This is a genomic window from Variovorax sp. NFACC27 (genome assembly GCF_048301545.1).
In the GTDB taxonomy this organism is placed as follows: Bacteria; Pseudomonadota; Gammaproteobacteria; order Burkholderiales; family Burkholderiaceae_C; genus Variovorax; species Variovorax gossypii.
This window is the reverse complement of sequence record NZ_CP157613.1, coordinates 3,730,012-3,742,862: the sequence shown is the minus strand read 5'-3', so window position 1 is coordinate 3,742,862 and position 12,851 is coordinate 3,730,012. Positions and strand designations below refer to the sequence as shown.

Annotated in this window: 12 protein-coding genes; all 12 read left to right on the top strand. The window is 63.4% G+C overall.

Translation table 11 applies throughout. The features are described from left to right. Positions 1 to 25 precede the first annotated feature (25 nt). The 12 genes from ABL840_RS17570 (at position 26) to ABL840_RS17515 (ending at position 12,841) form a co-directional block, all read left to right on the top strand. Positions 26 to 1,426 carry an acyclic terpene utilization AtuA family protein gene (locus ABL840_RS17570; protein ID WP_093302982.1) on the top strand — a complete coding sequence of 467 codons (1,401 nt, stop codon included), beginning with the start codon at positions 26 to 28 and terminating at the stop codon, positions 1,424 to 1,426. Then, complete coding sequence (locus ABL840_RS17565; protein WP_093302979.1) at positions 1,410 to 1,715, top strand: DUF4387 domain-containing protein; 306 nt, start codon at positions 1,410 to 1,412, stop codon at positions 1,713 to 1,715. The genes ABL840_RS17570 and ABL840_RS17565 overlap by 17 nt, the downstream gene beginning before the upstream one ends. A 184-nt stretch (positions 1,716 to 1,899) precedes the next feature. Then, a complete protein-coding gene (locus tag ABL840_RS17560) occupies positions 1,900 to 2,730 on the top strand; it encodes a tripartite tricarboxylate transporter substrate-binding protein (protein WP_176947497.1) in 831 nt (276 codons plus the stop codon). A gap of 145 nt (positions 2,731 to 2,875) precedes the next feature. Then, complete coding sequence (locus tag ABL840_RS17555) at positions 2,876 to 4,519, top strand: 3-(methylthio)propionyl-CoA ligase (protein WP_093302973.1); 1,644 nt, start codon at positions 2,876 to 2,878, stop codon at positions 4,517 to 4,519. 3 nt (positions 4,520 to 4,522) lie between these two features. Next, positions 4,523 to 6,313, top strand: a complete 1,791-nt coding sequence (locus tag ABL840_RS17550; RefSeq protein ID WP_093302970.1) for an acyl-CoA dehydrogenase — start codon at positions 4,523 to 4,525, stop codon at positions 6,311 to 6,313. 93 nt (positions 6,314 to 6,406) lie between these two features. Continuing rightward, positions 6,407 to 7,408: an NAD(P)H-dependent flavin oxidoreductase gene (locus tag ABL840_RS17545; protein ID WP_093302966.1), complete on the top strand. Its 1,002-nt coding sequence runs from the start codon at positions 6,407 to 6,409 to the stop codon at positions 7,406 to 7,408. 128 nt (positions 7,409 to 7,536) lie between these two features. Further along, positions 7,537 to 8,424, top strand: coding sequence for a LysR family transcriptional regulator (locus ABL840_RS17540; RefSeq protein ID WP_093302963.1), 888 nt, complete (start codon positions 7,537 to 7,539; stop codon positions 8,422 to 8,424). 281 nt (positions 8,425 to 8,705) lie between these two features. Continuing rightward, positions 8,706 to 10,697 carry a conjugal transfer protein TraG gene (locus ABL840_RS17535; RefSeq protein WP_093302960.1) on the top strand — a complete coding sequence of 664 codons (1,992 nt, stop codon included), beginning with the start codon at positions 8,706 to 8,708 and terminating at the stop codon, positions 10,695 to 10,697. Then, entirely contained in the window at positions 10,694 to 11,203 is a 510-nt protein-coding gene (locus tag ABL840_RS17530) for a CopG family transcriptional regulator (protein ID WP_418116316.1), read from the top strand. The genes ABL840_RS17535 and ABL840_RS17530 overlap by 4 nt, the downstream gene beginning before the upstream one ends. Next, complete coding sequence (trbB, locus tag ABL840_RS17525) at positions 11,200 to 12,234, top strand: P-type conjugative transfer ATPase TrbB (protein ID WP_093302958.1); 1,035 nt, start codon at positions 11,200 to 11,202, stop codon at positions 12,232 to 12,234. The genes ABL840_RS17530 and trbB overlap by 4 nt, the downstream gene beginning before the upstream one ends. Then, the gene (locus ABL840_RS17520) at positions 12,231 to 12,563 is read left to right on the top strand and encodes a TrbC/VirB2 family protein (protein WP_093302955.1); all 333 of its coding nucleotides are present in this window, start codon (positions 12,231 to 12,233) and stop codon (positions 12,561 to 12,563) included. The genes trbB and ABL840_RS17520 overlap by 4 nt, the downstream gene beginning before the upstream one ends. Continuing rightward, positions 12,560 to 12,841 (top strand): VirB3 family type IV secretion system protein, encoded by a 282-nt coding sequence (locus ABL840_RS17515; RefSeq protein WP_093302951.1) that lies wholly within the window; start codon positions 12,560 to 12,562, stop codon positions 12,839 to 12,841. The genes ABL840_RS17520 and ABL840_RS17515 overlap by 4 nt, the downstream gene beginning before the upstream one ends. Positions 12,842 to 12,851 lie beyond the last annotated feature (10 nt).

Here is a 12,851-nt window from a genome sequence, read left to right as displayed (position 1 = left end):
CAGACTAAGTGCGCAGTGAGAAACCATGCATCAAATACAAGAGAACTGGACCAACATCCTCGTCCCTACGGGCGCGCTCGGCGTCGGAGTGAGCGAGCGAGAAGTCGCGGCCGGAATCGCCGCTGGGGCGCATGCAATTGCATGTGATGCGGGGTCGACCGACAGCGGTCCGGCCTACCTCGCCACCGGCCGTGCGAAGTACTCTCGCGCCGCAGTCAAATCCGACCTCAAAATTCTCATGAGAGCGCAGTGGGAGGCAAAGATCCCCTTGCTCATTGGCTCCTGCGGAACGTCGGGCTGCGACATGGCGGTGGATTGGATGCGAGATATCGCGCTCGAAATCGCGCTCGAGCATCGAATGAGTCCGAAACTCGCCCTCCTGTATTCAGAGCAGGACCCGATGCTCATGGCGAAGCGAGCCAAGCAAGGAGATATCTCACCGCTGGCCCCCCTCACGACGGCGGACCCCAGCCTATTCCAGGGGTGCGATCGCATCGTCGCACTGATGGGCCCAGAGCCGTACATGGCGGCACTCACGGCCGGCGCGGACATCATTCTCGGTGGCCGCACGACGGACACCGCAGTGCTTGCAGCACTGCCTTTACTGCGCGGGGCCGGTGCCGGCCCAGCTTGGCATGCTGGCAAAACCGCAGAGTGCGGATCGCTTTGCACCACCGAGCCCAGGGCCGGTGGCGTGATGGTTAGGGTGGGCTCAACTTCTTTCGAAGTGGAGCCATTGAACCCCGACAACCGATGCACCGTGAGGACGGTGTCGGCACACATGCTCTATGAGAATAGTGACCCGTACTTGCTGCACGAGCCAGGGGGCATCCTCGATGTTACTGCCGCGCAGTACCGTGCGATAAGTGACAGGACTGTCAGCGTGACGGGATCGGTCTTTCGCCAGCAACCCTACACCATGAAACTGGAAGGCGCCGTCGGTGGCGGCTTCCAGACACTGATGCTCGTCGGCATCCAGGATCCCGTGGTTCTATCTGAGATCGATCGGTTCATCGCGAAGATGCACGGCGTCCTTACACGTCGCGTCACGTCAACCATGGGCGATGCAGCGGGCGAGTTCGACATCTCGATCCGTGCTTATGGCTGGAATGCCGTGAGTGGTGCTGCGATGCCTCCCGATGCGGCGCGTCCTAAGGAAATCGGACTCCTCTTCGTTGCGACGGCAGTTACTCAGGAGATAGCAACGCAGATCGCGAAGACCTGTAACCCGTGGTTCTTCCACCTTCCTCTGCACGAGGAAAAAGAGTTGCCCAGCTACGCCTTCCCATTCTCTCCAGCAGAAATCGAAAGAGGTCAAGTCTTTGAATTCAAACTCAATCATGTGATTCGGGTCGACCGGCCGGAAGAACTCGTGCGAACTGTATACATCAATACGGGAGAAGCAGGCCATGCCCAAGGTCAGTGAAGTCTGTCGTCATGTGCGATCGAAGAATGCCGGTCCTTTCTGGATCACGCTGGACTTGTCATTTCCCGATGTTCCAACGTTCAATGCTTACGCAGGCTCGCCGAGTCTTCAACCTGCCGCGATCGGGGCACTGTTTTCGGTGGACCCCACGCGCGTTAAGCATTTCCTTTTGGACGACTTGTTGGTTGTGAAGATTTCTTATCCACGCACCAAACCGCAAGGTGGCGCGATGGAGCGGGATATGCACGGCGGGCAGCAATACGTCCAGCTACTCGACGTTCATCTGTAATTCGATCGGCGCTTCGGGCCGATCTCAATCTAAAACTACGGAGCCAAAAGTGAAAATTTCTCGCCGTTGGATACTCTCAGGCGCTGCTGCCCTCTGCATGCCCGCCTTCGCACAGACTGTCCCATATCCAAGTAAGCCTGTGAAATTTGTAGTGCCCTTCGCACCTGGAGGCGGGTCCGACACCATGGCGCGCCTTATCGCTCAGAAGCTGAACGAACAACTTGGCTACACCGTGATTGTCGACAACAAGCCTGGCGCTGGCGGAAACCTCGGGGCAGAAGCCGCTCTGCGAGAGCCGGCTGACGGCTATACGTTGCTAGTGATCTCTGGAAGCTATGCGGGTAACGCTGTTCTTATGAAACCGGCGTTCGACCCCGTAGCTGCAATCAAGCCAATCGTTCAGTTTTCGCACGAACCCATCGTGTTCGTTGTCGGAACGAACTCGTCGATCAAAAGCCTCAAGGAACTGGTTGAGAAGGCAAAAAGGAACCCGGGTGCGGTCACTTACGGCAGTTCCGGCGTTGGCGGCCTAGCACATCTGAGCACCGAATACTTTGCCTCAATTGCGGGCATCAAACTCAACCATATCCCGTACAAGGGGACGTCCGGTGCGATGGTTGATCTTGCAGGCGGACAGATCGAGTTTTTCCTCGGCGGAACTACATCGGTCAATGGACTTGTCAAGGGTGGAAAAGTGCGTGCGTTAGCCGTTGCATCGCCGAAGCGAATATCTTCGATGCCCGACGTGCCAACGCTCACAGAGCAGGGGTTCAGCTCATTCAAGGGCGATCTCTGGCACGGTCTTGCCGCAGCGCGAAGCGTTCCTCCCGCAGTTGTAGCCAAGCTGAACAGAGACATCAACACCGTCTTGCAGATGTCAGAGGTAAAGGCTCGCTTGGCTGCCGACGACGTGGCGCCTGCTGGCGGAACGCCTCAAGCCTTCTCCGAGGTCATCCGTGCCGATATGGAACGTTGGCAGGCCGTTGTGAGGCAAGCCGACATCAAGATAAATTGACGTGCCGAGCATCGGCTCGAGGACTGATGCTCGTCAACGTCCCGACGGCATAGATGAATTTCGACTCCATTTCGCCATGCGTGTGGCGAGTCGGAGGCGGAGACGCATCGCGCCCTTTCCTTCTCCCACATAACTGGAAACACCGATGAATGGCCTGATGCAGACTGTGCCGCTGCTCATCTCAAACCTCCTTGTGTTCGCCGAGCGTCACCACGGTGATGCCGAGATCGTGTCGCGCCGCGTCGAAGGCGACATTCATCGCTCCACCTGGACCGGCGTCGCGGCGCGTGCGCGGCAGATCGCCAATGCGCTGGACGGCGAGAACCTGCGGTTCAGTGACCGCGTCGCCACCCTGGCCTGGAACGGCTACCGCCACCTGGAGCTGTACTACGGCGTTAGCGGCTCCGCCCGCGTGCTGCACACTATCAATCCGCGTCTGCATCCCGACCAGATTGCCTGGATCGCCAACCACGCCGAAGACCAGATTCTGTGCTTCGATCTGAGCTTCCTGCCGCTGGTGCAGGCCGTGCACGCGCGCTGCCCGAGCGTGAAGAAATGGATCGCGATGTGCGACGCCGACCGCCTGCCGGCCGACAGCGGCATCCCGAACCTGGTGAGCTACGAGAGCTGGATCGGCGCACAGCCCTCGACCTACGCCTGGTCGACCTTCGACGAGAACTCGGCGTCCAGCATGTGCTACACGAGCGGCACCACCGGCAACCCAAAGGCTGCGCTGTACAGCCACCGCTCGACGCTGCTGCATGCCTACGCGGCAGCATTGCCCGACGTGATGTGCCTGTCGGCACGCGACTCCGTGCTACCGGTGGTGCCGATGTTCCACGTCAATGCCTGGGGCCTTCCCTATTCGGCCGCGCTAGCGGGCGCCAAGCTCGTGTTCCCGGGCCCGGCGATGGACGGCAAGTCGGTGTTCGAGCTGATCGAGTCCGAAAAGGTGAGCTTCGCCGCCGGCGTGCCGACGGTCTGGCAGATGTTGCTGGGCCACGCGCAGACCCATGGCCTGAAGTTCTCGTCGCTCAAGCGCACCGTGATCGGCGGCTCGGCATGCCCGCCGGCCATGATCCATGCATTCCAGGAGCAGTTCGGCGTCGAGGTGCTGCACGCCTGGGGTATGACCGAAATGAGCCCGCTGGGCACGCTGTGCACGTTGAAGAACAAGCACCTCACGCTGTCGCCCGACGCGCAGACCGCGATCCGCCTGAAGCAGGGCCGGGCGATCTTCGGCGTCGACATGAAGATCGTCGACGGCAGCAACCAGGAACTGCCCTGGGACGGCAAGGCCTATGGCGACCTGCTCGTGAAGGGCCCGTGGATCGTCAAGGAGTACTTCAAGGGCGAAGGCGGCGATCCGCTGATTCCCGATGACGAGAACCGCGACTGGTTCCCCACCGGCGACGTGGCGACCATCGACGCCGACGGCTACCTGCAGATCACCGACCGCAGCAAGGACGTGATCAAGTCCGGCGGCGAGTGGATCAGCTCGATCGACATCGAAAACATCGCCATGGCCCATCCGGCGATCGCGATGGCCGCCTGCGTGGGCGTGTTCCATCCGAAGTGGGACGAGCGGCCGATCGTCGTGATTGCGAAGAAACCAGGCGCCGAGGTTTCGCGCGAAGAATTGCTGAAATTCTACGAAGGCAAGACGGCGAAATGGCAGATACCCGACGACGTGGTGCTCGTCGAGGCGATTCCGCTGGGCGCCACCGGCAAGATCCTGAAAACCAAGCTGCGGGAACAGCTCAAGGGCTACAAGCTACCTAAGGACTGAATCATGAGCTATGCCGCTCCCCTTAAGGGCATGCTGTTCGACATCGAACACCTGGCCCGCATCGAAGAGATCGCCAAGCTGCCCGGCTTCGAGGACGCGGGCCTGGACACCGCGCAGGCGGTGCTCGAGGAATGCGCGCGCTTCAACCAGGACGTGGTGGCGCCGCTCAACGTCGCGGGCGACCGCGACCCATCGAGCTTCAAGGACGGTGCGGTGACCACCACCCCCGGCTTCAAGGAAGCCTTCGCACAGTACGCCGCGGGCGGCTGGCAGGGCCTGCAACACCCGGTCGACTTCGGCGGCCAGGGCCTGCCCAAGACCATCGGTGCGGCCTGCGGCGAGATGCTGAACTCGGCGAACATGAGCTTCGCGCTGTGCCCGCTGCTGAGCGACGGCGCCATCGAGGCATTGCTCACGGCCGGCTCCGACGAACTCAAGTCGACGTATCTCGAGAAGCTGGTGAGCGGGCAGTGGACCGGCACCATGAACCTCACCGAGCCGCAGGCCGGCAGCGACCTGTCGCTGGTGCGCAGCCGTGCTGAGCCGCAGCCCGACGGCACGTACAAGGTCTTCGGCACGAAGATCTACATCACCTACGGCGAACACGACATGGCCGAGAACATCGTGCACCTCGTGCTGGCCCGCGTGACCGGCGCGCCCGAGGGCGTGAAAGGCATCAGCCTGTTCGTGGTGCCGAAGTTCATGGTCGGCGACGACGGCGCGCTAGGTGCGCGGAACGACGTGCACTGCGTGAGCATCGAGCACAAGATGGGCATCAAGGCCTCCCCGACGGCCGTGCTGCAGTACGGCGACCACGGAGGGGCCGTGGGGTACATCGTCGGCCAGGAGAACCGCGGCCTCGAGTACATGTTCATCATGATGAACTCGGCCCGCTACGCGGTCGGCATGCAGGGCATCGCCATCGCCGAGCGCGCCTACCAGCACGCCGTCGCCTACGCGAAGGACCGCGTGCAGAGCCGCCCGGTCGACGGCTCGATGAATGCCAGCGCGCCCATCATTCACCACCCCGACGTCAAGCGCATGCTGATGACGATGCGTGCGTACACCGAAGGTTGCCGCGCGATGGCGAGCGTGGCTGCTGCAGCGTACGACGCGTCGCACCACCACCCCGATGCAGAAGCGCGCCAGCAGAACCAGGCCTTCTACGAATTCATGGTGCCGCTGGTGAAGGGCTACAGCACCGAGATGAGCCTGGAAGTGACCTCGCTGGGCGTGCAGGTGCACGGCGGCATGGGCTTCATCGAGGAGACCGGTGCGGCGCAGTACTACCGCGACGCGAAGATCCTCACGATCTACGAAGGCACGACCGCCATCCAGGCCAACGACCTGGTCGGCCGCAAGACCGCGCGTGATGGTGGCCGCACGGCCAAGACCATCGCCGCGCAGATCGCGTCGACCGAGGCTGAGCTTGCGAAGCGAGACAGCGCCGATGCGCAGGCCGTGCTCAAGCGCCTGAAGGCCGCGCGCGAAGCCTTCGTCAAGGTGGTCGACTTCGTCGCGGGCCAGACCAAGGCATCGCCCAACGCCGTGTTCGCAGGCAGCGTGCCCTACCTCATGCTGGCCGGCAACCTGGTCGCCGGGTGGCAACTGGCTCGCTCGCTGCTCGTCGCCGAAGACCTGGCCCAGGCCGGCACCGACGTCGCCTTCATGCAGGCCAAGGTCGCAACCGCGCGCTTCTATGCAGAGCACATCCTGAACAAGGCGCCGGGCATCCGCGACAGCATCGTCGACGGTGCCGAAAGCGTGACGGCGCTGGCGATCGACGCCTTCTGACCTTCGGCAGCGGGCCGTGCGTGTCGCTCACCGGACGCGCGGCACGCGCCGCATCCCTTAAAAAACATTCCAGACAACCCCTTCGGAGACCCGATGTCCAAGCTGCCCCCCGTGCTCGCGAACCTGCCGCTGCCCATCATCGGTTCACCGCTGTTCATCATCAGCAACCCGAAGCTGGTGGTCGCCCAGTGCAAGGCGGGCGTGGTGGGGTCGATGCCGGCGCTCAATGCCCGGCCGGCGGCGCAGTTGGAAGAGTGGCTGATCGAGATCACCGAAGAACTCGCGGCCTACAACAAGGCGAACCCGGACAAGCCGGCCGCGCCCTTCGCCATCAACCAGATCGTGCACAAGAGCAACGACCGGCTGGAGCACGACATGGAAATGGTCGTGAAGTACAAGGTGCCGATCGTCATCACCTCGCTCGGTGCGCGCACCGACGTGAACGATGCGGTGCACAGCTACGGCGGCGTGACGCTGCACGACATCATCAACGACAAGTTCGCACGCAAGGCGATCGAGAAGGGCGCCGACGGCCTCATCGCGGTGGCGGCCGGTGCCGGTGGCCATGCGGGCGTGAAGAGCCCGTTTGCGCTGATCCAGGAGATCCGCCAGTGGTTCGATGGCCCGGTCGCGCTGTCGGGCTCGATCGCCACCGGCGATGCGGTGCTCGCCGCGCAGGCCATGGGCGCCGACTTCGCGTACATCGGTACCGCCTTCATCGCAACGGAGGAAGCGCGCGCCAGCGATGCGTACAAGCAAGCCATCGTGCATGGCAACTCGGACGACATCGTCTACTCGGACTTCTTCACCGGTGTGCACGGTAACTACTTGGCACCAAGCATTGCGGCCGCAGGCATGGACCCGGCTAACCTGCCGCAGGGGGGTCAAGAAAAGATGAACTTCGGTACCAAAGGTGTTGAGGCAACCACCGGCAGCAAGGTGAAGGCTTGGAAAGACATTTGGGGTGCCGGCCAAGGGATCGGGGCAGTCAACAGCGTCTCGACAGTATCGGAATTCGTCGAGAAATTGAAGGCCGAATATCGCTCCGCCCATCAACAGCTTTTAGCCAGCGGCGAACAGCGCAGGTTTGGGTAGCGCTTCGCGTTCCTGATGTCACCCCCAGCGCGGGGAACGTTTGAGTCGAGAAGTCCTGTCTGCTATGCAGTAGAGCTGCTCGCGGGCTTCTTGCGTCGAGCTAATTCAAGGATGTGGAGAGAGTTGGAATGATCGAGCTACGTCATCTGCGTTACTTCATTGCCGTCGCCGAGGAACTGAGTTTCCGCCGCGCCGCAGAGCGAATCCACATCGACCAGACGCCGCTGTCGCGCACCATCCGTGATCTGGAAGACCAACTGGGCGTGCTGCTTTTCATGCGCATGCCACGTAAATTGCGCCTCACGCCCGCTGGTGCGCGTCTGCTAAAGGAGTCCAGCAGACTGTTCATCCGACTGGAACGCACGCAGCGTGTTGTACGCGCGACCGATGCCCGCCACCACGCTCCACTTCGCATCGGCATTGCCGACGACATAGCCCAGCCCAAGTTGTCCGAATTCTTCGCAGGATGGCCAGCACTGGCATCAGAGACGCCACTCGAGTTAACGGAAATGAGCGCCGGTGAACTCGCCGCGGCATTGCGGCGCGAAGAGATCGATGTCGGCATATCTTTCGGTCTGCAACAAGACGAGGCCATCGCTCAGGAGCCGGCCTGGAGCTATCCGCTGATGGCAATGCTACCGTTCGGGCACGAACTGGCATCCTTGGAGAAGGTCGCACTAGTTGACCTGCTGGCCTTCCCATTGATCTCATGCAAGGCCGACCGGCAACCAGGTCTGCTGCGACAAATGAGGACTATCCTCCAGCGTTACAACCTGACTCCGGCGATTGTTGGCGAGGCCAGCAGCCTTGCCGGCTACGTCACCCGCATCGCCGCCGGCATGGGTGTCGGCTTGGCAGATGCTGGTCATGCCGCCACTTTGCGCCGCCCCGACGTGGTCGTGGTGCCGCTCCAAGAAGACGAGCACATCATCACCTGGGTGCTCCACAAGCATCAGCGCTTCGGCTTGCCGGGAGATCTTCAACGCTTCCTGACCCACGCCAAGAACCTGCACTGATCGTTACAAGGCCGGCCGAATCGCAGGGTTGCGTCGCGCCATCGGCCTTGGACAAGCTGCTCATGCTTTGCAATGCTGCAGGCTCGACGGCCTATAGGCCGCGTTGATCGGGCCAGCCACTTGCGTTTTCACGTACCCGCCAGCGTACGCCGTGCCACGCCCTGTTGGGTGTGCGTCGCGGCGATCCGATTCCAGACTCAAGCACTTGTGCCGCTGCGGCACATGCGTGCTGGAACCAGGACGCAATCAATGACGGAAGTAAGACGTAAAGGGGGTGGACGATGCCCACAGGCATCCTCTTCGGACAGATCTCCATTGTGCTGGGTGTGGCCTTCGGCGGCATGTGGTCGGCGACACAGTGGACGGCTCATGCGCTGGGCTATCAACCACGGCTCGGAGCTGCATGGTTCGATATGTTCGGCGTGCCCGTCTACGAGCCCTGGAAGCTCTTCGAGTGGTGGTACTTCTACGATGCCTACGCACCCGACGTGTTCCTTCGCGGCGGCACTATCGCGGCATCGAGCGGCCTGCTCGCCGCCGGCGCGGCTATCGGCATGGCGGTCTGGCGTTCACGTCTGGCCAAGCGAGTCACGACCTACGGGTCGGCCCGCTGGGCCGATGCAGACGAGATCCAGCAGGCGGGCTTGATCCGCGCCACGGGCGTATTCCTCGGCAAGCTGAGCGGAAAGGCTCTCGCATACCTGCGCCACGACGGCCCGGAGCACGTGATGGTCTTTGCCCCCACGCGCTCAGGTAAGGGTGTTGGTCTCGTCATCCCCACGCTGCTGTCATGGACCGGTGCGGCCGTGATCCACGACATCAAGGGCGAGAACTGGAACCTTACCGCGGGCTGGCGCGCGCGCTTCAGCCACTGTCTGCTGTTCAACCCGACCGACGCGAAGAGCGCGGCGTACAACCCGCTGCTTGAAGTGCGAGGCGGCATGCACGAAGTCCGCGACGTGCAGAACATCGCCGATATCCTGGTTGACCCGGAAGGAGCCTTGGAGCGCCGCAACCACTGGGAGAAGACCAGCCATGCGCTATTGGTCGGTGCCATCCTGCACGTGCTTTACGCGAGCGAAGACAAGACGCTGCGCGGCGTTGCCAACTTCCTGTCCGATCCGGAATGCCCGTTCGAGGTGACGCTGCATCGGATGATGACCACGACGCATTTGGGTGACGAGGTTCATCCTGTCGTCGCCTCCGCCGCCCGCGAAGTCCTCAACAAAAGCGATAACGAGCGATCCGGCGTCCTGTCCACCGCCATGAGCTTCCTGGGTCTGTACCGCGATCCCACGGTGGCCGAGGTTACGTCGCGCTGCGACTGGCGCATCGCCGACCTGATCTCGGCCGAGCACCCGGTGTCGCTGTACTTGGTCGTGCCGCCTTCAGACATCAGCCGCACCAAGCCGCTGATCCGTCTGATCCTCAACCAGATCGGCCGGCGATTGACGGAGTCGCTCGACGGCTCGGACGGCATCGCGCGCAAGCACAAGCTGCTTTTGATGCTCGACGAGTTCCCGGCGCTGGGACGGCTCGACTTCTTCGAGAGCGCCCTCGCCTTCATGGCCGGCTACGGCCTGCGCGCCTTTCTGATCGCGCAGTCCCTCAACCAGATCGACAAGGCCTACGGCCAGAACCATTCGATCTTGGACAACTGCCATGTGCGCATCGCGTTCGCCACCAACGACGAGCGGACAGCCAAGCGCATCTCGGAGGCACTGGGCACCGGGACTGAATTGCGCGCGCAGCGCAATTACGCCGGCCACCGGCTGGCACCCTGGCTCGGCCACCTCATGGTCTCACGGCAGGAGACGGCGCGGCCGCTGCTGACGCCGGGCGAAGTGATGCAGCTTCCGCCCGATGACTCCGTGGTGATGGTCTCTGGCCATCCGCCGATCAAGGCGAAGAAACTCCGCTACTACCAGGACCGGAACTTCATTGCACGGGTGCTTGCGCCGCCGGCGCTGGCATCAGGTATCTATGCAGATCGACCTGCGGCACGCTCAGACGATTGGAGTGGGCTGGCACCGCTCGCGGTGAGCGAATCCTCATTCAGTGGCGAAGAAGGCGGCTTTGCCGACGAGGGAGGTCACCAACTCAAGCGCGAGCTCGAAGTGGCCCCCGACACGCCGATCCTTCCGGCCGACGAAGGTCTGCTGGTGCTCGACGACGAGGACGACATGCCGCTGCGTCCGCAGGACGTGGACCGGCAACTCACGCGCAGCGCACGTCTCGCCGCCATGGACCCCGAAGACGGGATCGCCCTATGACCCGCACACGCCTGAACATCTTCATCGAGCCGGCGCACGCCAAGCGCCTGGACCAGGTCTCCGCGCACAAAGGCGTTTCGAAGTCCGCCGTGATCGCGGCGGCACTGGCTTCATTCCTTTCGCCGGACGGCGAGGACCAGCGAGAAGCGGCTCTGGCCAAACGCCTGGACCGCCTCTCGCGGCAGTTCGACCGTCTGGAACGCGACCAGGGCGTGCTGATCGAGACCGTCGCCCTGTACCTGCGCCACTACCTGACCGTGGCGCTGCCGGTGCCCGAGCAGCAGCAGGAGGCCATGCGCGCTCAGGGACGCGCCCGCTATGCCCAGTTCATCGAACAACTGGCCCGCCACATCCAGCGCGGGCGCAGCCTTGTTCGCGAGATCCATCAAGAGATCGAGCCGGCTGCACCGGCACAGCAAACGGGTGAAGGCCACCAGCCGCCCTCCTCCGACGGCGCGAGTCATGGAGACGACCCAGCCATGTCCAGTGAAGGAGAAAAACCATGAGGCGCATCAGCGACGCCCAGGGCGGGGCCACGGGCGACGGCGGCGAATCCGCCGGCCGCCGAATCCGCATGCTGCGCACGGCCATGGGGCCGGAGATCGCGGCGGCGCTCGACGACCCGGAGATCGTTGAAGTGCTGCTGAACCCCGATGGATCGCTGTGGGTGGACCGTCTTGGCAGTGGCCGCGCGCCGACCGGCTCCGCGCTCCCTGCACCGGTGGCCGAACGGATCATCCGGCTCGTGGCTGCGCACGTTCGCACGGAGGTGCATGCGGGCGCGCCGATCCTATCTGCCGAGCTGCCAGAGACGGGCGAGCGATTCTTGGGTGTGCTGCCGCCCGTTGTTCGGGCTCCGTCGTTCGCTATTCGCAAGCGGGCGCTACGCATCATGAATCTCGCACGCTACGTGGAAGACGGCGTGATGACGGCCGATCAGGCGGCATTCCTGCGCTCAGCGGTGCACGACCGGCTGAACATCGTCGTCGCGGGCGGGACCAGTACAGGGAAGACAACGCTCGCGAATGCATTGCTCGACGAGATCGCCGAGACGCGCGATCGCGTGCTGATCCTCGAGGACACGGTGGAGCTGCAGTGCCGCAGCGACGACCACGTCGGCATGCGCACCGAGCCTGGCGTGAGCACCATGGCCGACCTGGTGCGCGCGACCCTGCGGCTGCGGCCGGACCGCATCGTCGTCGGCGAAGTGCGTGGCTCGGAAGCCCTGGACCTGCTCAAGGCCTGGGGTACTGGGCATCCCGGCGGCATCGCCACCGTGCATGCCGGCTCCGCCGCTGGTGCGCTCACGCGGCTCGAACAGCTCGTGCAGGAGGTGAGCGTCACCGTCCCGCGCGCCCTCATCGCCGAGACGGTCAACGTGATCGTCTTCATCGCAGGCCGCGGCCGCGCGCGCCGTGTGCGCGAGATCGCACGCGTCATCGGCTTCGACAGCCATGGCTACCAGCTCGACACCTCGCTTGGGCCGGGCTTTCCTTCGATTTCCCCCAACCCGTCATCCAAAGGAGAACCGACATGACGCATCTGCGCACTTCCGTAAAGCCGCTTCTGTTCGCCGCCACTGCTGCGGCGGCGTTGCTCACCGTTGCGCTGCCCGCGCACGCGGCCGGCTCCAGCATGCCCTGGGAGGCACCACTGCAATCCATCCTCGATTCGATCCAGGGGCCGGTGGCGCGCATCGTGGCGGTGATCGTCATCATCGCCACCGGGCTGGCGCTGGCGTTCGGCGACACCTCTGGAGGCTTCCGCAAGCTGATCCAGATTGTTTTCGGTCTGTCCATCGCGTTCGCGGCTTCCTCGTTCTTCCTGACCTTCTTCAGCTTCACGGGTGGGGCGGTGCTGGCATGAGCACGTCGGCTGCCAACACGTCGGGGCCACCCGGCTTCGAAGTGCCCCTGCATCGGTCGTTGACCGAGCCGATCCTGATGGGCGGGGCGCCGCGCACCGTGGCGATCGCCAATGGCACCCTGGCCGCAGCGGTCGGACTGGGCCTGCAGCTTTGGCTGCCCGGCATCGCGCTGTGGGTCGTCGGCCATTCGCTCGCGGTGTGGGGAGCGCGCGTGGACCCGCAGTTCATGCAGGTGTTCGCGCGGCACATCAAGCACCGGCAACTGCTGGACGTGTGAGGACATCACG